Here is a 21,272-nt window from a genome sequence, read left to right on the forward strand (position 1 = left end):
TCTACAGTCCTTGGTTTAGTGCGAATGTGGGTTCAGTGTGAATATGGGGAGGGTGAAAACGGGCAAAAGCCGGGTGTTGCTGTCCGGGGATGGCCTCGATGAGTTCACGGGTATAGCGATGTTCGGGCTGGGCGAAGATCTGTTCCACCGGGCCGGATTCAAGCTGCTTGCCGTGGTACAGCACGGAAACGGTGTCGGCGATTTGGCGTACTACCGCCAAATCGTGCGAAATGAACAGGTACGTCAGCCCCAGTGATTCCTGTAGTTCGGTCAGTAAACGCAGAATCTGCGCTTGCACGGTGACATCCAGTGCCGAAACCGCTTCGTCCAGCACCAGTACCTGTGGTTCCAGCACCAGCGCCCGGGCGATGGCGACACGTTGGCGCTGGCCGCCGGACAGTTCACGTGGCTTGCGTGATAGCAGCGCGACTGGTAGGGCAACGCGCTCGAACATCTCATGAATTTTTCGCTCCCGCTGCGCGGCGGTATGGCGATTAAAATTGCGCAGCGGTTCCTCGACGATGTCATATAACCGTTGTGACGGATCGAGTGAGCCAAAAGGGTTTTGATAGACCAACTGAATTTTCTGCCGGAACTGGCGCAGCGCTTCACCTTTCAGGTGAGTGATGTCGGTGCCGTCGATCAGAATGCGCCCGGCGCTGGGATGATGGAATCCGAGCAGACTGCGCGCCGTGGTGGTTTTACCGGAACCGGATTCGCCCACAATGGCGTGCGTTGTGCCGCGTGCCACGCTGAAAGAGACGTCATCCACCGCCCGAAAATGTTCCCCTTTACGACCCGACAGGGGAAAGGTCTGCACCAAATTTTCGACCGAGACAATAATGTCAGATGCAGATGTAGGGACACGTTGTGGACGTGGGCTTGGGTTTAGCGACGGAACATTCGCCAGCAGCGTGCGGGCGTAGTGGCTTGACGGGGCGCTTAATACCTCAAGCGTTGGGCCTTGTTCCTGAATGTAGCCGTTCTGGAAAACAGCAGGCGATCGGCACGTTCGGCGGCGACGCCCAGATCGTGAGTCACGAACAGCACCGCCGTGCCATTTTCGCGCCGCAGTTCATCAAGCAGATCGAGAATACGTTTCTGCACCGTGACATCCAGCGCGCTGGTAGGTTCGTCAGCAATAATCAGCGCGGGCTTCAACGCAATCGCAATGGCGATCAGGACGCGCTGTTTCATGCCGCCGGACAGCTCGTGCGGGTACTGTTTCGCCCGCAGTTCCGGCTGGTTTAGCCCCACGCGCTCCAGCAGCGCCAGCGTTTTCTGGCGGGTAGTCTGGCGATCTTCCCGTTGGTGAATCCGCAGAATTTCATCCACCTGCTCGCCGATGGTTTGCACCGGATTCAGTGAACTGGTGGGATCCTGCGGGATCAGGCTGATCTGCGCACCGCGCACGCTATCCAATCGTTTTTGCGACCAGCCGCTGATATCCACGCCGTTTAGCCGAATGGCGCCGCGCGTTAACCTGCCGTTCTCGGCGAGTAAACCGATGACGGCCTGAGCGGTAGTCGTTTTCCCTGAACCGGATTCCCCTACCAGCGCCACCACTTCACCGGGCTGAATATGGAAAGAGACGCCTTCGACCACCGTCTGCTCGCGATCGTCACTGCGATAGGCAATCGTAACGTTCTCCAGAGCCAACACAGGCACGGCTGCGCTGGTTTGTAAGCTGGCTGACAGGCTCATCGTTCCGTCCTCCTGATCGACTGGCTGATACGGTTAGCGGACAGCACAACTAACACGACAATCAGGCCGGGGAAGGTGGTTAGCCACCAGGCGGTTGCGATGTAGTTGCGGCCTTCGGCAATCAGCAGCCCCCATTCCGGCGTGGGCGGTGGTGCGCCATAGCCGAGGAAGCTCAGTGTGGAGATGGCCAGAATCGCGCTGCCGAATTGCAGAGCGGCAAAGGCGAAAACGGTGGTCAGTGAATTCGGCAGAATATGTCGCCACAGCACGCTGAAGAAGGTACCGCCGCTGCCATAGGCGGCTTCGACGTAGTCGCTGTGGCGCACGCGCAGCACTTCTGAACGCACGAGTCGGGTGAAGCTGGCAACGGAGGTGACGCCCACGGCAATCGCGGCGTTAACCGTGCCGAAACCCAACAGGATGATGACGCTCAGCGCCAGCAGCAGGCCGGGAATGGCCAGCAAGACATCGATACTGCGCATCACGACGCTATCCAGCCAGCCGCCGACTGCACCTGCCAACAGGCCGAACAGGCTGCCGAGCACCAGACCTAGCCCGACGGCGATAAACGCGCCAGAAAGTGAGTGCACCGCGCCATAAACAATGCGCGCATAGAGATCGCGCCCCAACTGGTCGGTGCCGAGCCAGTAGTCGGCGTCAGGTGCCAGCCGCTGTGCGCCCGCGATGCCTTCCGTCGGGCTATAGCTGGTAAACCAGCCGGGAAACAGCGCCCAGAGTACGACGGTCAGCATGACCAGCCAGGCTAGCGCCAGCCCCGGCTGAAAGGCGTAGCGACGCAGAAGCGGTCGCTTGCGCAGAAGAGGAAATGTGATTTTTTCCAGTTGTACGGTAGTCATAGCGTGGCTCCTGGCGTTCTTTTCAGGCGCGGATCGAGAAGGGGATAGAGCAGGTCGACGACCAAATTGACGACGACAAAGGCGGCGGCGGAAATCAGCACGATGGCCTGTAATACGCTGCTGTCCTGATAGTTCACGGCTTCTTGCGTCAACTGACCGAGCCCGTTACGTCCAAACACGGTTTCGGTAATCAGTGCCCCCGCAATCAGCTCGCCCAGCAGCAAACCGGCGATGGTCAGCGTGGGCAGCATCGCGTTACGGGCGATATGTCGCCAGAGCACGCCGCTGCGGCTGGCCCCTTTCGCACGGGCTACCGCAACAAACGGCTGGGTTTGTACCTGATCGATGCTGCGCATCAGCACCTGAGCGAGCGGGGCGGAGATCGGCAACGCCAGCGTCAGAACCGGCAAAATCAGCCCTTCCCATTCGCCGGGGTTAATGACGGGAATCAGCCCCAGACGAAAAGAAAAGATCTGAATCAACACAATGCCGAGCCAGAAGGTCGGCACGGAAATAAACAGTGATGGCAGCGATTGCAGTGCGGTTCGCAGCCACTGAAACGGCGTCAGTGTTGATAAGAACGCGAGGGCGAACGCCAACAGCCCGGCGGCGATGAAACCCAGCACCGCGAGCAGCAGCGTGGGTGGCAGATTTGCGGCAATCAGCTCGGTGACCGGCACGCCAGCCTGAAGAGAGAGACCGAGATCGCCACGTAATATCTGGGCTATCGCATGAAAATATTGTGTGAGCACCGGCGTATCGGCACCGTAGGATAAACGCAGCTGCGCGATCTGCTCGGCGCTCAGGCCGAGCTCTGGGTTTTGAAACTTGATCAGTACGGCATCACCCGGCATCGCCTGAAGCAGGATAAAAGACAGGGTGAATGCCGCCCACAGGACGAGCAGTGCCTGACCGATGCGCAGTGCCAGATATCGGTTCATGATGATCTCCTCCCTCTTTCTTCTGTGTTACTTATCCAGCCAGGTGTTGTAAAAGCTGGGGCGACCAACGGCTTCAAACGCGATGCCTTTTGTAGTGGGCGCGCCCGCAAACACCTGCGGCTCTTCAAAAATAGGAATGACGTAGGCCTGATCGATCAGGTAGCTCTGTACCTCTCCGACCAGCGCCAGTCGCTTGCTGCGGTCGGTCTCAGCGGCGATGCCATCCAGCAGCGTATTTAGGTGCGTATCGACAAAGGTGTTCACCTTGTCGCTGGAGCCGCCTTTTTGCAGCAGTACGTTGCGTACCGTCGGGTAATACTGGCTTTTCAGCACATCCGGGTCGGCACGGCCTACCATCGCTGGAGCAACGCCCGTTTTCAGCGGGTCTAGGCTATCGACGGTCTTGCTGCCTGCGTCACCGGCCAGCACATTCAGCTTCACGCCGACTTTTGCCCACTGCTGAGAAACCAGCTGTAAGGTTTCTTTGTTCTGCGGCTGCGGCAGAGATTCATAGGCGGTTAGCTCCAGCGTTTTGCCGTCTTTCTGCCGCAATCCCTGCGAACCGGTTTTCCAGCCTGCTTCATCTAACAGTTTGTTGGCCTGAGCGGGATCGAACGTGAGCTTGCTGGAGAGATCGACATAGCCTGCGGCGGTTTTAGCCAGCGGTGACGTGGCCTGTGGGTAGTTGTCCGAGAACAGCGTATCAATGATCTCTTTGGTGTTGGTGGCGTGCAGCAGCGCTTTACGCACGCGGATATCGGCGACCAGTGGGTTATCCGGGCGGAATACGACGCTGTTATTGACGCCGCGTGTCGGTGGGGCATAAAGATTGAAGCCCTGGCTCTGCACCCGTTTCTCATCATAGGCTTGGATCTGACGAATGAAGTCCGCCTGACCCGATACCAGCGCGCCAATACGCACGCTGTCTTCCGGGGTCACCAGATAGGTAATGCCGTCCAGATAGGCACGCCCCTGATGCTTCGATTTAACCGGAGCCCAGTTGTAATCCTTACGGGCGGTCAGTTTCAGTTCGCGTCCCAGTTTCTCGCTGCTCACCACGAACGGGCCGGAGCCAATAATGTTTTTGGCATTGCCTAACTGATTGAAATTGCGTTCAAGCGTACTGAGGGACACCAGACCGGAACCGATGGTCGCAGTACCTTGCAGAAAGCCCGGAGACGGCTTCTTAAAGTAAAATTTCACCGTGAGCGGATCGATGACTTCACTGCGCAGGTAGTTATTGATGACCTCGGAAATCGGCTGGTTGAGCGCCGTATTCCCCAAGCCGTAGGTATCGATGTTTTTCGCTACTGCGTTGGCATCCAGCGGGGTGCCGTCAGAGAAGCTGACGCCGGGACGAATCTTGAACGTGTATTCGGTGTTATCCGCGTTAATAGTCCAGGATTCCGCAATCCACGGTTCGACCTCCAGCGTTTCTGGGTTCTGGTACGTCAGTTTATCGGTGATCTGGTTGAGGATGCCGCCGTTCGGATAAAACCCGCCCGCGGGCGTATAGAGATTGGTGTGCGCCTGCTGCTCCAGATAAATCAGCGTGCCGCCGATTTTCGGCGCGTCGTTCGCTGCCTGTGCGCTCAGCGCACCACCCAGAAGGAGCAATGAGGCAAAAATAGTAAGTTTCTGATGAGGATGCAAAAAAGTCGCCACGATGGTTTTCCCTACATGTGATGGTTTTTATTAAATTTGTTTTTTATCAGGTGAATATGCGTATCGATTACGTCCTGAAACGGGGAATACAGCAGAAGACGTTAACCGCTCGTTACAGCCGATACTTCCATAGGAGGTAGGAAACAGCAAAGAACAATACCGGTATTGGTTATCCAGTTTTAGGTAGAAAGAAAGGGAATAACGTTAATGAATTGGGACATCGCTAAGTGGGGTGAAATATATTGATAGTGCTTTTTAAGTGAACCTTTTAAGATCGAAAAAATTCAACGCCCGTATAGTCAATTTAAGATATTTTTATTATGCGTTTACGCTTTCGATTTACGCTGTGCACGGCAGCATTATTGATGCTTTCAGGGTGTGGCGCATTATCAAATATGTCTATTGATGAATCGGATGCCGATGTTCTGCGGCTTGCCTGCAATCCAGATTTGACCGCTGAGGTCGATAGTCTGGCCGTTCCTTTCCTTAAACAAAAAGCGATACCGGGCTTGGTTGTTGGGGTGCTAACGACTGATGGAACGATGCGTAGTTGGGGATATGGTTTTACGGATAGCGATCACCGTTATCCCATTACGGGAGATACCCTGTTTGCCGTTGGGTCGGTGAGTAAAGGGTTTATGGCGGAAACCACGGGCATTCTGGTAAAGCGGGGCATATTGCGCTGGGAAAATACGCTTGAAGAACTCCTGCCTGCTCATATTCTCTTAAGCGACAGTGCAAAAAAGATCACGTTACTACAGTTGGTTACCCACACGTCGGGCTTACCTCGGCAGATGATGGATATGCAGATGCTGGGGCTTTTTGCCGAGTATCTATTTACTGGGAATAACTTCTATACGCTATTGGATGACGATCGGGTATTGGATTATTTGGCTGACTTTACGGTACCGGCGAATCCAACGCCGACTTATTCAAATCTTGGCTATGCCATTCTGGGGTATGTTCTACAGCTGAAAACGGGGGAATCCATTGATCGGTTGGTTAATGAAACGATTATCGAACCTCTAAGATTGGAAAACACCAGTTTTACCCCACAAAAATTAACGCGCTTTCCCTACCGAGCGATTGGTCACGCTGGCGATCAGCCCAAATTTATTATGCGTGGCAAGCCGATACCTGACTGGCACTTTTCTTCCAATATGGTAGGCGCCGCCAGTTTGTACACCAGTGCTAATGATCTGTTGAAATTTGCCCGTGCACATATTTATCCGACGGGCTATTACGCGCTGGACGAAGCTATAAATGATTCAATGAAAACCTATTACAACCGCACCAAACAGGCTGCCAATATTGCCTGGATTACTGATGAGGTCGGCACGCAGCATATTACCTATCAGGTGGGATATATTGGTGGTTATTCTAGTTATATCGGGTTAGATCGCCAGAATCGTATTGCCGTGGTCGTTCTGCAAAATAGCTTCAATTGGGATAATAACCTCGGCCATACACTGCTCTCGCGCATTGGTCAGGCCATCCATTATCAGGGCGTGTGTAAGATTTAAAAAAATCGGTTATCTACATAAGTTCCGACCTGCACGTCTCCAGAAACGCGGCAAACATCGTGACTGGAGCGTGAAGGGCATTTTGAAAACAAACGCTTATGCAATATACGATCTAGTGCTATTTCAAAACCTGCGGATTCACACAGTTTTCTTTTACCTGACCGCTCAGGGCGGCAATCAGGTTGTCAACGGCGCAGGCGGCCATGTCGTAACGGGTTTCGTGCGTGGCAGAACCGATGTGCGGCAGTGCCACCACGTTAGGTAAATCCAGCAGCGGAGAATCGACGGGCAGCGGTTCTTTGACAAAAACATCCAGACCCGCGCCCTGAATGGTTCCTTTCACCAAGGCTTCCGTCAGCGCGTCTTCATCCACGACGGCACCACGACCAATATTAATCAAAATAGCGCTGGGTTTCATTTTTGCCAGCTGTTCGCGGCCAATCAGATGGTGCGTTTCTGCCGTTAGCGGCAGCGTGATACAGAGGAAATCAGACTCGGCTAATAGCGTATCGAGATCGCAGTGACGGGCATTAAAACGCTGCTCCGCTTCGGCGTGATGGCGGCGTGCGTTGTACAGAACCGGCATGCTGAAACCAAAGTGGGCGCGTTGCGCGACGGCCAAACCAATGCGGCCCATCCCCAAAATACCGATAGTTTTATTGTGAACGTCAGTGCCAAACCAGTCGCTGCCGACGCCCCCTTTCCATTCACCCGCTTTAACCCGCTCAGCCACTTCCACGACCCGGCGTGCGCTGGCGAGCATCAGTGCCAGAACCGTATCCGCCACGGTTTCCGTCAGCACGGTTGGGGTGTGCATGAGAATCACCCCTTTTTCATTCAGCGCGTCGACGTTAAAGGTGTCGTAACCCACAGAAATGGTGGACGCCGCGCGTAAACGCGGTGCGTGTTGCAGGAAGTCTTTATCGACCTTGCCGCCGGAACCAATGATGCCTTCGGCCGTTGCCAGGGCTGGATGATCGAGTGAGGGAAAGGCGTCAAGTTCAGTGACGGTGAAGTGTTGGTCTAAACGAGCGCGTAGATCGTCAGAAACTTTTTTATACAGGATAACGCTAGGTTTCATCACAAACTCCAGCAGATTAAGGAAGTTAACGTAGAAGTAGCTCATCGAATAATCGCGTAGCTGGCGAGAGACTGCAAGCGATACCGCCCCCGCATCTGCCCAAGGTTAACCGCGATTAATGGGGGATTTGCACGATGGGTATGATGAACAATCGCATACCGACGCGTCACCGCCGCATACAGGGTGCTCCACGATAGGTATGAAATCTCTTTGTGGTTAATTGATTAATATATTTCCTTTGTGATTATTATCACTCATTTTTAGGTAAAGCATTACCGTGAAAAACCGATAACCCTATCTACCGGGATGTTTTAGGCATGGTGATTTTTAGACATGACCATGTTTTAGATATGATTTATTAATGGGGGACGGAAATGCATTTTTTTACCAGGATTATGAGTAACCTCAAGGTTTCTCATAAGCTGTATGGCGGTTTCGGGATTGTCCTGTTGTTGGTCATGATCGCGTCTGGCGTTGGCGCTGTACGATTTTTTATCATCCACGATTTGTATGTTAAAACGACAATTTTGAATGAAATGAATCACTATCTCGATCAGTCAAAAATGGCGAGGGTAAAATATTCATTCACTTTTGCAGATGACAATATCAAGAATCTCAATACCTACATTAGTCAGGCAAGCCAGCAAAAAGAAAAAGCGAAAGCACTCACATGGGAAACAGAATATCTATCTGATTTTAAAAAACTTGATCAAGATTTTGCAGATTATGATACCGATCTGAATACCATGAAAACTGCTGCAAATGCGGTGGTTGAGACGGCAAAGAAAATCAGCCAGATGAATGCCTCTGATGCGTTAACGGCATTTATGACTACTCTCACTGTCGGCGCGGATGAAAATGCGTTGTCTACGCAGAAGGACGCTCTCTCGCTGCTGTTTCTGAAATTGGTCAACAGCACCTACACCTTACAACGAGAGAATAGCGAAGCCGCGTTTAACGCGCAGAAGCAGGTCTACGCCGAATCTAAGGTAGCCTACGATGCATTGGCATCATCGGTCAGCGGCGATCGCCGCCGCGTAGTAGACGCATTTTGGCAAGCATTTGAAAACTATCATCAAACGGCAGAGCAGTATTACGCGCGGTTGGGGCAGTTAAAAACCACAGATGTTAAATTCCGGGCAACCGGAGACAGAATGACGAGCGATATCGGCAGTATTCTGCAAAAGCTTGGCGCGAAGAATGATGACATTATCAATAGCTCCGTACTGCAAACGCTGATTCTAGGAGCGATTGCCATCGTATTCGGTTTACTGATCGCATGGTCTGTCACGCGACAAATTACCCGACCTATTATCACCAACCTGAAGCTGGCGGAACGGATTGCTGGTGGCGATCTTTCAGCGACTGTCACGGTTGAACGGCATGATGAGCTGGGACAATTAACGACGGCCATGATGGTGATGACGGAGAAATTACGTCATTTAATGACTGATATTCGTCAAAGTGTGTACAGCGTTGAGAGCGCTTCTTCTGACATCGCATCGGGCAATAATGATTTGTCATCGCGTACTGAGCAGCAATCAGCGGCGATTGTAGAAACGGCAGCTAGCATGGAAGAGTTAACGGCTACCGTGAAGAACAACGCCGATAATGCCCGACATGCCAGCCAGATTGCCGGAGAAGCCTCAACCAATGCCAATCGTGGCGGGGATATTATTAACCGCGTGATTAACACCATGAGCGATATTTCAGGGAGTTCGAAGAAGATCTCTGATATCACGACGGTGATTAATAGCATCGCGTTCCAAACCAATATTCTGGCATTGAACGCCGCGGTGGAAGCAGCCCGAGCCGGTGAACAAGGGCGAGGCTTCGCGGTGGTCGCCAGTGAAGTTCGTAGTCTTGCGCAGCGCAGTTCACAGGCAGCAAAAGAGATCGAAAGCCTGATCTCAGAATCGGTTTCGCGCGTAGATACCGGAACTGCGCTGGTTTCTCAGGCGGGAACGACGATGGATGACATTGTGGCTTCTGTGAGCCGTGTGAATGACATCATGGGAGAAATTTCCTCAGCATCGGATGAGCAGAGTCGCGGTATTGCGCAAATCGGCAGTGCCGTGGCTGAAATGGATACCACCATCCAGCAGAATGCCTCTATGGTGAGCGAATCCTCTGCCGCGGCGAATTCGTTGCAGGAACAGGCCTCGAAGTTGGCAAAACTGATGTCGGTTTTCCGCATCTCTGATTCGGATGTTGCGGGTCTGCCAAGGCTGCAAGGGGCGAACTCCGGTAACGGGAATTCGGGCAACAAGGCTGCGCCTCGCCTGCCGACGCTCGCATCGCGGGATAACGGGAGCGATAACTGGACAACGTTCTGATATCCCGTTGAGTCGATGACTCAGAGATGATCTATTGAACCGGAGGGAGTGGCGTTGGCTGCTGCTCCCTATTTCGCCCACTGCATGATCAGCGCCGTGGCCTGTGTATCCTGATTGAGGTTTTCCTCAACAACGACAAACCCCTGCTTATGGTAGAACCGACAGGCGCGCGTATTCTGCTGATACACTTCCAGGCTGAGTAAGGGATACTGTGCCTGAACATGCTGGATCAGCGCTTTCCCAATCTGCTTTCCATAATAGGCTTGCTCCACAAACAGCGCGCCAATGAACCGTTCCTCCAGCACGCTGATAAAGCCGATGAGGCTTCCTTGCTCTTCATAAACCCAGGTTTGCGACTCGGGAATATAGATCTCACGTACCGCGCTGGCACTTTCTCGCCAGTAGTCTTCACGAATAAACGGGTGCGCCAGCGTGGTGCTCTTTAGCCAAAGCTGCATCAGCGGCGCAAGGTCGTGGTCGCGGTAAGGACGAATCATGAGGTGCTTTCCTGATGACAAAAGCAGTCTGTTACATGGTCGTTGACCAATCCACCCGCCTGCATGAAGGCATAACAGATGGTTGAACCAATAAATTTGAAGCCGCGTTTCTTAAGGGCTTTTGACATGGCATCTGAAACGTCCGTTTTGGCGGGAACTTCGGCGAGCGAAGCCGGGTGATTGAGACGCGGTTGGTGTTCGACAAAAGACCAAATGAAGTGCGAGAAGCTCTCTCCCTGACTTTCCATCGCCACCCACGCTTTTGCATTGGTGATAATCGCCTCGATTTTCCCGCGATGGCGGATAATGCCGCTGTCCTGCACCAGCCGATCCACGTCATCCTGCGTCATCTGTGCCACTTTCTCAGGATCGAACAGGTGGAAGCAACGACGATAGCCTTCGCGTTTTTTCAGGACGGTGATCCAGGAAAGACCGGCCTGCTGGCCCTCCAGACACAGTAACTCAAACAGCTTCTGGCTGTCGGTGCAGGGCTTCCCCCACTCGTTATCGTGGTAATCCTGATATAAGGTGTCTTGTGTAACCCAGCCGCAGCGTTGCATACCTTTCTCCTGATTATGGTGAGCTGTTCATTGTAAGGCAGTCTGTTACAAGTAGGCTTCGATCATGGCATTTACGGTGCTGTATATGCAACCAGTGTTTTGCGGGCGTGCTCGCAGATATGAAAAGTCGTTTACGGATGGGGCGGAAAGTCGTCGCGGAATCGTGAATAATGCTTTGCCAACAGCTCAGGGCTGTTTAATCGATCATAAGAAAAGCAATACCCTAAATAATTCGAGTTGCGTGAAGGCGGCAACCGCGCGAGTCCCCAGAAGCTTACTCAGGTAAGTGACTGGGGTGAGTAAGGGCAGCCAACGCACAAGCAGCTTGAAGTATGACGGGTATAGACAGAGACAGGGGTACAGGGAATGGCAGTAGAGTGGATAGCAGCCTATCTGGCATTAGGCGCGGTGGTAGGTTTTATGGCGGGGTTATTAGGCATTGGCGGCGGCGGCATTATGGTGCCAGTGCTGACGGCGCTGTTTGCCGCGCAGGGCGTAGATAATACACATTTGGTACATCTGGCGTTAGGAACGTCAATGGCGGCCATCGTCATCACGGCAATTTCCAGCCTGCGTACGCATCATCAGCATCAGGCGGTGCTTTGGCCTGTGGTGGTGCGGATTACGCCTGCCATCCTGATCGGGACATTCGCAGCCACCTGGCTGGCGACGCTGTTGCCAACGCGGACGCTGGCGATCTTTTTTTCCTGCTTTATGGCCTACGTTTCGCTGCAAATGGTGCTGAATATCAAACCAAAACCGCAGCGCCAGTTGCCCGGTACGGCAGGCGTTTCGCTGGCGGGATTGGTGATTGGCAGTATTTCGGCGCTGGTGGCTATCGGCGGTGGGTCGCTCACGGTGCCGTTCCTGACGTGGTGTAACGTCCGTATTCAGCAGGCGATTGGCACCTCCGCAGCAGTTGGGTTACCGATTGCCCTTTCCGGTGCGCTGGGCTACATGATTAACGGCTGGTCGGCGACGGGATTACCTGACTACAGCGTCGGCTATGTGTCTCTGCCTGCGGTTCTCTTGATTTCTGCCGTCAGCTTCTTCACCGCGCCCGTTGGTGCTCGCCTGGCGCACCGTCTGCCTGTCGCGACGCTGAAAAAGGCCTTTGCCGCGTTGCTGTTGCTGCTGAGCCTGAAGATGTTGCAGACCGTTTTTTCAGGCTGATCCTGAAATTTGAAAGATGATGACGGGGGATTTGCACTTGTTGCCGCATTCTGGCTGTATATCTTGCGGTCAGAGGGTATACTGGCGCATTCATTATAAATCCACTTGTATCGCGCGCGAATCCAACATGCAAAAGTTTGATACCAAGACCTTCCAGGGCCTGATCCTGACGTTACAGGATTATTGGGCTCGCCAGGGCTGCACCATTGTTCAACCATTGGACATGGAAGTCGGCGCAGGCACTTCACATCCAATGACCTGCCTGCGGGCTCTGGGGCCAGAACCGATGGCCGCTGCTTATGTGCAGCCTTCTCGCCGTCCGACCGATGGGCGCTACGGCGAAAACCCGAACCGCTTACAGCACTATTACCAGTTTCAGGTCGTCATTAAGCCATCACCGGAAAATATTCAGGAGCTGTATCTCGGTTCCCTGAAAGAGCTGGGCATGGATCCGACCATTCACGATATCCGCTTCGTGGAAGACAACTGGGAAAACCCAACGCTGGGTGCCTGGGGTCTGGGCTGGGAAGTCTGGTTGAACGGTATGGAAGTCACGCAGTTTACCTACTTCCAGCAGGTTGGCGGTTTGGAATGTAAGCCCGTGACCGGCGAGATCACCTACGGTCTGGAACGTCTGGCGATGTACATTCAGGGCGTCGATAGCGTTTACGATCTGGTCTGGAGCGATGGCCCGTTAGGGAAAACCACCTACGGCGACGTGTTCCATCAAAACGAAGTCGAGCAATCGACCTACAACTTTGAACACGCTGATGTCGATTTCCTGTTCAGCTGTTTCGAACAATATGAGAAAGAAGCGCAGCACCTGCTGGCGCTGGAAAAACCGCTGCCTTTACCGGCTTACGAACGCATTCTGAAAGCGGCGCACAGCTTTAACCTGCTGGATGCGCGTAAAGCGATCTCGGTTACCGAACGCCAGCGCTACATTCTGCGTATTCGTACCCTGACCAAAGCGGTTGCGGAAGCCTATTATGCCTCGCGTGAGGCGCTGGGTTTCCCGATGTGTAATAAGAAAGAGAGCTAAGAGGCAGCGATGACTGACAAGACTTTTCTGGTGGAAATTGGCACGGAAGAGCTGCCGCCGAAGGCTCTCCGTAATCTGGCAGAATCCTTTGCCGCGAATTTCACGGCGGAGCTGGATGCCGCCAATCTGGCACACGGTGACGTAAGCTGGTTTGCCGCGCCGCGCCGTCTGGCGCTGAAAGTGGCACGCTTAAGCGCGTCTCAGCCCGATCGTGAAGTAGAAAAACGTGGTCCGGCGATTTCACAAGCGTTTGATGCGGAAGGCAAACCGACCAAAGCGGCAGAAGGCTGGGCGCGTGGTTGTGGCATCACCGTTGAGCAAGCTGAACGTTTGACGACCGACAAAGGCGAGTGGCTGCTGTATCGCGCCCACGCGAAAGGCGAACAGGCGCAGGCGCTGCTGGCTGGCATGGTAAGCACCGCATTATCGAAGCTGCCGATTCCAAAATTGATGCGCTGGAGCGACAAAGAAACGCAGTTTGTGCGTCCGGTGCACACCGTAACGATGCTGCTGGGTGAAGAACTGATTCCCGGTAAGGTATTGGGTATCAATTCCGCTCGTACTATTCGCGGTCACCGCTTTATGGGTGAAGCTGAGTTTACGATCGATACTGCTGAACAGTATCCGCAGATTCTGCTGGAGCGCGGTAAAGTCGTTGCCGACTACGATGCGCGTAAAGCTAAAATCAAAGCCGATGCAGAAGAAGCCGCACGCAAGATTGGCGGTAATGCCGATCTGAGCGACAGCCTGCTGGAAGAAGTCACCTCGCTGGTGGAATGGCCAGTGGTGCTTACCGCGAAATTTGAAGAAAAATTCCTCGCTGTGCCGTCTGAAGCGCTGGTTTACACCATGAAAGGTGACCAGAAGTATTTCCCGGTTTACGACAACAGCGGCAATCTGCTGCCACACTTCATCTTTGTTGCCAATATCGAATCCAAAGATCCACAGCAGATTATTTCCGGTAACGAAAAAGTGGTGCGCCCGCGTCTGGCTGATGCCGAGTTCTTCTTCAATACCGACCGTAAGAAGCGTTTGGAAGATCACCTGCCGCGTCTGGAAACCGTCTTGTTCCAGCAGCAGTTAGGTTCATTGCGCGACAAAACTGACCGTATTCAGGCGTTGGCTGGCTGGGTTGCTGGCCAGATTGGTGCCGATGTGGATCACGCAAAGCGTGCCGGGTTGCTGTCGAAGTGTGACCTGATGACCAACATGGTGTTTGAATTCACCGACACGCAGGGCGTGATGGGGATGCACTATGCGCGTCATGATGGCGAAGCGGAAGATGTTGCCGTTGCGTTGAATGAGCAGTATCAGCCGCGTTTTGCTGGTGATGAACTGCCGTCTTCTGCGGTGGCGTGTGCGCTGGCAATTGCCGACAAGATGGATTCGCTGGCAGGGATTTTTGGCATCGGGCAACACCCGAAAGGTGACAAAGATCCGTTTGCGCTACGTCGTGCCGCCCTCGGTGTGCTGCGCATCATCGTCGAGAAACGTCTGCCGCTCGATTTGCAGACGCTGACCGAAGAAGCGGTGCGTTTGTATGGCGATAAGCTGTCTAACGCCAAGGTTGTGGATGACGTGATTGAGTTCATGCTCGGCCGCTTCCGTGCCTGGTATCAGGAAGAAGGCCACAGCGTGGATACCATTCAGGCGGTATTGGCGCGTCGTCCTACCCGTCCGGCTGATTTCGATGCCCGCGTCAAAGCCGTCAGCCACTTCCGTTCGCTGGATGCCGCAGCGGCGCTGGCAGCGGCTAACAAGCGTGTTTCCAACATTCTGGCGAAGTCTACCGATACGCTGAACGAGAGCGTCAATGCTGCCGTATTGAAAGACGCGGCGGAAATTACGCTGGCCACGCACCTTGTCGTGTTGCGCGACAAACTGACGCCGCTGTTCGCTGAAGGTCGCTACCAGGAAGCGCTGGTTGAGCTGGCCTCACTGCGTGAGCCTGTCGATGCGTTCTTCGATCAGGTGATGGTCATGGCGGAAGATGAGCAGGTTCGAGTGAACCGCCTGACGCTGCTGAGCCAACTGCGCGAACTGTTCTTGCAGGTTGCGGATATTTCCGTCCTGCAATAACGGCGACAGCGTTACGTAATACTAACCCCCGAGTAGGTTCGCCTGTTCGGGGGTTATTTTTTCCCGCGTCGCAAAACGTTCCGCCTCACCCCTGTGGTCGCCCCGTGTATCTCGATGCTTAAACAATCGGTATTCGTTGTCAGAGCTGGCCTTTTTCTGCACAGCCAGCCTGATTCGACTATGCTTATGTCGTAGAAAATCTTGTCATGGAAAATCCGTCGCCAGCGTGTTTTTGTCTGAGTAAAGCACGGCTGGTGGGGCAGTAAGCATAACGGGAGTAGGGAATGAGAAGGCTGATGACGTACCGTTCACGCTGGCTGCTGCCAGTTCTGGTTATTTTAGTGGCATTGCAGTTGGCTGCCTGTGGTGACAGCGAAGCCGATCAGCGGAAGGCATTCGTTGCGTTCCTGCAAAGCGTACAGTCGCAGCAGGATGGGAAGCTGCCGACATTGACGGAAGAGCAGAAGAAGAATTTTGGCAATTTTGCCAACGATTACGCGATATTAACCACTTTTTCTCAGCAGTTTAATCAGGCGGTGTCCGGCAGTTTAACGCCGATGCTGGGGCAAATTTCCCGTATTCGCGTCCCTAAAGACTATCTGACACAGCGTGATGACCTTCGACAATCCATTGGGGCAATGAACCTGTTGAGCCAGCATGTGCAGGCGGCGAAAGTGCAGGCAGACAATGCCCATCGGACGTTAAAACAGCCTGAAGAAGTGCAAATACCCTATGAGCGTTTGTATGCACGCACGGTAATACAGCCCACCAACGCACTGTTACCCACCATTCCGAATGCGATTGCCTTCGCACAAAGCCTGATCCAGATCGGCGATTTCCTTCAGGCTCAGGGCGATCAAGCTGTGTTTAACGGCGCGTCTGTGCAATTCCGTACGCCGCAGCAGGTAGCGCAATATAACAGCATGGTCGCGGCGTTACCTCTGCAGCAGCAGAATGTAGTGAATGCGCTCAGAGGGATAAATGGTGTGAATTATCCCTAACAGAGTCCATGTTCCGACGCTTTAGCGATGCGATATGGCGGATAGGTATTCTGGATAAGATGAGTGTGGTAGGTGAGAGGGTAAAAATAAATTGTGACTAACATCACATAAATAAAACAAATACAGGTTGTTAAAGTGTGACTTAAATCACATATGAGGCACGGTGTTTGTCTAAAAATCTGTTTAGTTTTTCATTTTTAACGGTTTTTTGTGAATTAAATCACCTATTTGTATCGTTGATGTAGGGTGGTTGTGTGATTTTTGTCACGTTACCGCCATGGAGTTGCGGTATGAAAACAGCGTGTTAGAGTCCGCGCTGCATACAGTAATAATGACGGAAGTAGTCTTGTGGTAATCGGTGTTTTTATTGCCACGCCGTCTCACGATAATTACCACGCGCTCTTATTGTCAGCGCGTTTCAATAGGGGTGTGTTTTTATGCTTTCACCAGATATTAAGATCAAAGTGCAAAACTTTGGTCGCTTCCTCAGCAATATGGTGATGCCCAATATTGGCGCATTTATCGCCTGGGGTATTATTACCGCGCTGTTTATCCCTACCGGCTGGTTCCCCAATGAAACGTTGGCGAAGCTCGTCGGTCCGATGATTACGTATTTGCTGCCATTGCTGATTGGTTATACCGGTGGACGTCTGGTATTCGGTGAGCGTGGTGGTGTCGTGGGTGCCATTACGACGATGGGTGTGATCGTCGGGACTGATATCCCGATGTTCCTCGGCGCCATGATTGTGGGCCCGTTGGGCGGCTGGGCGATCAAGCGTTTTGACCACATGGTCGACGGTAAAATTAAAAGCGGCTTTGAAATGCTGGTCAACAACTTCTCTGCCGGTATTATCGGTATGTTGTTGGCAATCCTGTCATTTTTGGCAATTGGTCCGCTGGTTGAAGTCTTCTCTCAGGTGCTGGCTTCCGGCGTTAACCTGATGGTACAGAACAACCTGCTGCCGCTTACGTCCATCTTCGTTGAACCGGCGAAAATTCTGTTCCTGAACAACGCCATTAACCACGGTATCTTCTCACCGCTGGGCATTCAGCAGGCGACGGAAACCGGCAAATCTATTTTCTTCCTGATCGAAGCGAACCCAGGCCCAGGTATGGGCGTGCTGATGGCTTACATGTTCTTCGGTCGTGGTAACGCGAAAGAATCAGCACCAGGTGCGGCGATTATCCACTTCCTGGGCGGGATTCACGAAATCTACTTCCCTTATGTGCTGATGAATCCGCGTCTGATTATTGCGGTGATTCTGGGCGGGATGACTGGCGTGTTTACGCTGAGCGTACTGGGCGGCGGTTTGGTTTCTCCTGCGTCTCCAGGCTCCATTCTGGCGGTGTTGGCGATGACGCCAAAAGGTGCTTACTTCGCTAACCTTGCGGCCATTGCAGCGGCTTTCGCGGTGTCCTTCATCGTGTCGGCGATTCTGCTGAAAAGCACCAAGCAAAAAGAAGAAGACCTGGGCGATGCAACGCGCCGCGTGCAGGAAATGAAAGCGTCTTCTAAAGGCACGGCGACTAACGTCGGTGTCAGCGGTGATATGAGTACCGTGCGTAAAATCATCGTAGCGTGTGACGCTGGAATGGGTTCCAGCGCGATGGGTGCGGGTGTGCTGCGTAAGAAAGTTCAGGATGCCGGGCTGACCAACATTTCGGTGACTAACAGCGCGATCAATAGTCTGCCGGACGATGTCGACCTGGTGATTACGCACCGCGATCTGACCGAACGTGCGATGCGTCATGCGCCGCAGGCACAGCACATTTCGCTGACTAACTTCCTTGATAGCGGTCTGTATAGCGATCTGGTGGCACGTCTTACCGCAGCACAGGGTGCCGTGAAGTCTGAAGCCGTTGCGACGCCAGCACCCGCTGTCGCCGACGCACAGACTAACCTGTTCCAACTGGGCGCAGGCAATGTGTTCCTGAATCAGCATGCGACAGACAAAGAGCAGGCAATCCGTTTCGCCGGTGAGCAACTGGTGAAAGGCGGTTATGTCGAGCCTGCGTATGTTGAAGCGATGCTGGAACGTGAAAAGCTGACTTCCACCTACCTGGGCGAATCGATTGCCGTGCCGCACGGTACGATTGAAGCGAAAGACCGCGTGCTGAAAACGGGCGTTGTCTTCTGCCAATATCCTGAAGGCGTTCGCTTTGGCGATGAAGAAGATGAGGTTGCGCGTCTGGTTATCGGTATTGCCGCTCGCAACAACGAACATATTCAGGTCATCACCAGTCTGACCAATGCGCTGGATGATGATGCCGTCATTGAACGTCTGGCACAGACCCAGGATGTTCAGGAAGTACTCGACTTACTCTCCGGTAAAAAGAGTGCCTAATTGATGTGGCTAGGGCCGCCTGCGGGCGGCCTCTTTTTATGTTTTTTTAAGGTTATGTCTCATGAAAGCATTACACTTTGGCGCGGGTAATATTGGCCGTGGGTTTATTGGGAAATTGTTGGCCGATGCCAACGTCGAACTGACATTCGCTGACGTCAATCAGCCGCTGTTGGATGCCCTGAACAGCCGCACAAGCTACACGGTGCGGATTGTCGGTGATAACACGCAGGTTGATACCGTCAGCAACGTGAGTGCCGTTCACAGCGGCAGCCAGGATGCCGTTGCGCTGATCGCTGTAGCCGATCTGGTGACGACCGCTGTGGGGCCGCAGATTCTGGAAAAAATCGCCGGAACTATCGCTCAGGGGCTGGTTAAGCGTCATAACGACGGCAATACCCGGCCGTTGAACATTATCGCCTGTGAAAATATGGTGCGTGGCACCAGCCAGTTAAAACAGCATGTGTTGAAACTGCTGCCGGAAGGCCATCAGGAATGGGTTGTCGAGCATGTGGGATTTGTGGATTCCGCCGTGGATCGCATCGTTCCCCCTTCCGAAGCCGGTAGCGACGATGTGCTGGCGGTGACGGTAGAAACCTTCAGCGAATGGATTGTCGATAAAACCCAGTTCTGCGGTGAGCCGCCAGCGATTCCCGGTATGGAACTGACCGACAATCTGATGGCGTTTGTTGAGCGTAAGCTCTTCACGCTGAACACCGGTCATGCGATTACGGCCTACCTCGGCCAGCAGGCGCGTCATCAAACGATTCGCGATGCGATTCTCGATCCGAAAGTCAGAGCCGTGGTCAAAGGCGCAATGGAAGAGAGCGGTGCGGTACTCATCAAGCGCTACGGTTTTGATGCTGATAAGCATGCCGCCTATATCAACAAGATTCTCAGCCGCTTTGAAAACCCGCATTTGCACGATGACGTAGAGCGCGTTGGCCGCCAGCCGCTGCGCAAGCTGAGCGCAGGCGACCGTTTGATCAAGCCGCTGCTCGGCACGCTGGAATACCAGTTGCCGCATGACAACCTGATTACCGGCATTGCTGCCGCGATGCATTATCGCAGTAAACAGGATCCGCAGGCGTTGGAACTGGCTGAGTTAATCCGTACTCAGGGGCCGCAGGCGGCGCTGGTGCAGATTTCTGGTCTAGATGCTGACAGCGAGGTTGTCGCGCAAGCAGTGAATGTGTATAACGCCATGCAGTAATCGGCGTCTCTCGTCATCAGGCAGGTGTGGTCTTTTCGACACGGTGTAAGGTATACGGGCGACGTCGGGGATAGGATGTCGCCACACCTGCCGGTAAGCATGCTGCCGGGATGGGGTAGGCTGTGGGCGGGGTTAAAGGGTCGAGAAGTGACGATGGAAGAAACACAGGCGTTTGAAAACCGGGTTCTGGAAGCGCTGAACTCAGGGAAGACCGTGCGCGACTTTATGCTCTGCGCCGTTGAGTTGTTGGCGGAAGCGGTCAGTATCCTGATGTTGCAGGTTTTCCGTAAAGACGACTACGCAGTGAAATATGCCGTTGAACCCCTGATGACGGGAACGGGCCCGCTGGGCGACCTTTCCGTGCGCCTGAAGCTGATTTATGGCCTGGGAATGATCAGCCGTAAAGAGTACGAAGATGCGGAACTGTTAATGGCGCTGGGCGAAGAACTGGCACATGACGATCGGCATTACCGTTTTACCGATGATGAAATTCTGGGGCCTATCGGCGAGCTGCACTGCGTGGCGGCGTTGCCTACAGAACCCGCCTTGCCGCCGGGGGCAGATGCCGCCGATCCGCTTCTGGTGAGTATGCAGCGGCAGCGTTATCAGCAGATGGTGCGTTCCACGCTGGTGCTATCCCTGACCACATTGATTGCGCAAATCAGTCTGAAAAAGGCGTTTTAATCCCATTCCGCTTTATTACGCCACTGCGTCATGTCATGCGGTTGCCGCCTTCACGCAACTCGAATTATTTAGCGTATAGTGTATGCTGTGCCCCGCATTATTCTCCCGTTATATAGGTTATCTTTTATGAAAGAGCAGGAAAAAGCAGAGATCAAACGCCTTAGCGACCAATTGGATAAGCTGACGCGTAAGCAGACCACGCTGCTGGAACAAGGTGATGCTGAAGCAATCACCCTCAATCTGGAGGCCTGCGAGAAGCTGACGGCTGAAATCGAGCGCCTGCGTAACGTGAGAGAACAGAAACTCAGCAAAGAAGCGCAGAAACTGGCGAACCTGCCTTTCAAACGTGCGATTACTAAAAAAGAGCAAGCTGATATGGGGACGTTGAAGAAAAGCGTTCGCGGTTTGGTGGTAGTGCACCCGATGACGGCACTGGGGCGCGAGATGGATTTAAAAGAGATGACAGGCTTCGCGCCGAAACCGTTCTGAGGTTTCTTCTCTGCGCAGACCGATGCTGGTGATAGATTCGTTGATGAAGCCCCTGTTTAACAGGGGCTTTGTCGTTTTTAGTACG

Annotated in this window: 16 protein-coding genes and 1 pseudogene; 10 read left to right on the plus strand and 7 right to left on the minus strand. The window is 53.4% G+C overall.

Going from position 1 to position 21,272, the window contains the following annotated elements; genetic code table 11:
- Position 1: 1 nt before the first annotated feature.
- The 4 genes and pseudogenes from EIP93_RS00425 to EIP93_RS00440 form a co-directional block, all read right to left on the minus strand.
- Positions 2-1,704, minus strand: a pseudogene (locus tag EIP93_RS00425) (dipeptide ABC transporter ATP-binding protein).
- Positions 1,701-2,561: an ABC transporter permease gene (locus tag EIP93_RS00430; protein ID WP_109225089.1), complete on the minus strand. Its 861-nt coding sequence runs from the start codon at positions 2,559-2,561 to the stop codon at positions 1,701-1,703. Before EIP93_RS00430 ends, EIP93_RS00425 begins: the two are co-directional and overlap by 4 nt.
- Positions 2,558-3,502: an ABC transporter permease gene (locus EIP93_RS00435; protein WP_010296559.1), complete on the minus strand. Its 945-nt coding sequence runs from the start codon at positions 3,500-3,502 to the stop codon at positions 2,558-2,560. Before EIP93_RS00435 ends, EIP93_RS00430 begins: the two co-directional genes overlap by 4 nt.
- A 27-nt stretch (positions 3,503-3,529) precedes the next feature.
- The gene (locus EIP93_RS00440; protein ID WP_103862826.1) at positions 3,530-5,167 is read right to left on the minus strand and encodes a TIGR04028 family ABC transporter substrate-binding protein; all 1,638 of its coding nucleotides are present in this window, start codon (positions 5,165-5,167) and stop codon (positions 3,530-3,532) included.
- 320 nt (positions 5,168-5,487) lie between these two features.
- Between EIP93_RS00440 and EIP93_RS00445 the strand changes: the two genes are divergently transcribed.
- The gene (locus EIP93_RS00445; protein WP_125232117.1) at positions 5,488-6,690 is read left to right on the plus strand and encodes a serine hydrolase domain-containing protein; all 1,203 of its coding nucleotides are present in this window, start codon (positions 5,488-5,490) and stop codon (positions 6,688-6,690) included.
- 118 nt (positions 6,691-6,808) lie between these two features.
- On the opposite strand, the gene ghrB is transcribed toward EIP93_RS00445, so the two are convergent.
- On the minus strand, positions 6,809-7,771 hold the full coding sequence (ghrB, locus tag EIP93_RS00450) for a glyoxylate/hydroxypyruvate reductase GhrB (RefSeq protein WP_125233298.1): 963 nt from the start codon (positions 7,769-7,771) through the stop codon (positions 6,809-6,811).
- 374 nt (positions 7,772-8,145) lie between these two features.
- On the opposite strand from ghrB, the gene EIP93_RS00455 reads away from it, so the two are divergent.
- On the plus strand, positions 8,146-10,107 hold the full coding sequence (locus EIP93_RS00455) for a methyl-accepting chemotaxis protein (RefSeq protein ID WP_125232118.1): 1,962 nt from the start codon (positions 8,146-8,148) through the stop codon (positions 10,105-10,107).
- Between the two features lie 68 nt (positions 10,108-10,175).
- Here the strand turns inward: EIP93_RS00455 and EIP93_RS00460 are convergent, their stop codons facing one another.
- On the minus strand, positions 10,176-10,604 hold the full coding sequence (locus EIP93_RS00460) for an N-acetyltransferase (RefSeq protein WP_105880080.1): 429 nt from the start codon (positions 10,602-10,604) through the stop codon (positions 10,176-10,178).
- The gene (locus EIP93_RS00465; RefSeq protein WP_103862822.1) at positions 10,601-11,164 is read right to left on the minus strand and encodes a DNA-3-methyladenine glycosylase I; all 564 of its coding nucleotides are present in this window, start codon (positions 11,162-11,164) and stop codon (positions 10,601-10,603) included. Before EIP93_RS00465 ends, EIP93_RS00460 begins: the two co-directional genes overlap by 4 nt.
- A gap of 366 nt (positions 11,165-11,530) precedes the next feature.
- On the opposite strand from EIP93_RS00465, the gene EIP93_RS00470 reads away from it, so the two are divergent.
- From EIP93_RS00470 to EIP93_RS00505, 8 genes are all read left to right on the plus strand, one after another.
- Positions 11,531-12,337, plus strand: coding sequence for a sulfite exporter TauE/SafE family protein (locus EIP93_RS00470; protein WP_103971668.1), 807 nt, complete (start codon positions 11,531-11,533; stop codon positions 12,335-12,337).
- Positions 12,338-12,464: 127 nt separating this feature from the next.
- Complete coding sequence (gene glyQ / locus EIP93_RS00475; RefSeq protein WP_010296573.1) at positions 12,465-13,379, plus strand: glycine--tRNA ligase subunit alpha; 915 nt, start codon at positions 12,465-12,467, stop codon at positions 13,377-13,379.
- Between the two features lie 9 nt (positions 13,380-13,388).
- The gene (gene glyS, locus EIP93_RS00480) at positions 13,389-15,458 is read left to right on the plus strand and encodes a glycine--tRNA ligase subunit beta (RefSeq protein WP_103943133.1); all 2,070 of its coding nucleotides are present in this window, start codon (positions 13,389-13,391) and stop codon (positions 15,456-15,458) included.
- Between the two features lie 296 nt (positions 15,459-15,754).
- Positions 15,755-16,459, plus strand: coding sequence for a DUF3053 domain-containing protein (locus EIP93_RS00485; RefSeq protein WP_125232119.1), 705 nt, complete (start codon positions 15,755-15,757; stop codon positions 16,457-16,459).
- 437 nt (positions 16,460-16,896) lie between these two features.
- The gene (locus EIP93_RS00490; RefSeq protein ID WP_103943129.1) at positions 16,897-18,804 is read left to right on the plus strand and encodes a PTS mannitol transporter subunit IICBA; all 1,908 of its coding nucleotides are present in this window, start codon (positions 16,897-16,899) and stop codon (positions 18,802-18,804) included.
- A gap of 61 nt (positions 18,805-18,865) precedes the next feature.
- Positions 18,866-20,014 (plus strand): mannitol-1-phosphate 5-dehydrogenase, encoded by a 1,149-nt coding sequence (locus tag EIP93_RS00495; protein ID WP_119880100.1) that lies wholly within the window; start codon positions 18,866-18,868, stop codon positions 20,012-20,014.
- A gap of 99 nt (positions 20,015-20,113) precedes the next feature.
- The gene (locus EIP93_RS00500; protein ID WP_164498020.1) at positions 20,114-20,698 is read left to right on the plus strand and encodes an MltR family transcriptional regulator; all 585 of its coding nucleotides are present in this window, start codon (positions 20,114-20,116) and stop codon (positions 20,696-20,698) included.
- A gap of 126 nt (positions 20,699-20,824) precedes the next feature.
- Positions 20,825-21,187 (plus strand): YibL family ribosome-associated protein, encoded by a 363-nt coding sequence (locus EIP93_RS00505; RefSeq protein WP_010296588.1) that lies wholly within the window; start codon positions 20,825-20,827, stop codon positions 21,185-21,187.
- Positions 21,188-21,272 lie beyond the last annotated feature (85 nt).

Source organism: Pectobacterium versatile (assembly GCF_003932035.1).
Lineage (GTDB): Bacteria > Pseudomonadota > Gammaproteobacteria > Enterobacterales > Enterobacteriaceae > Pectobacterium > Pectobacterium versatile.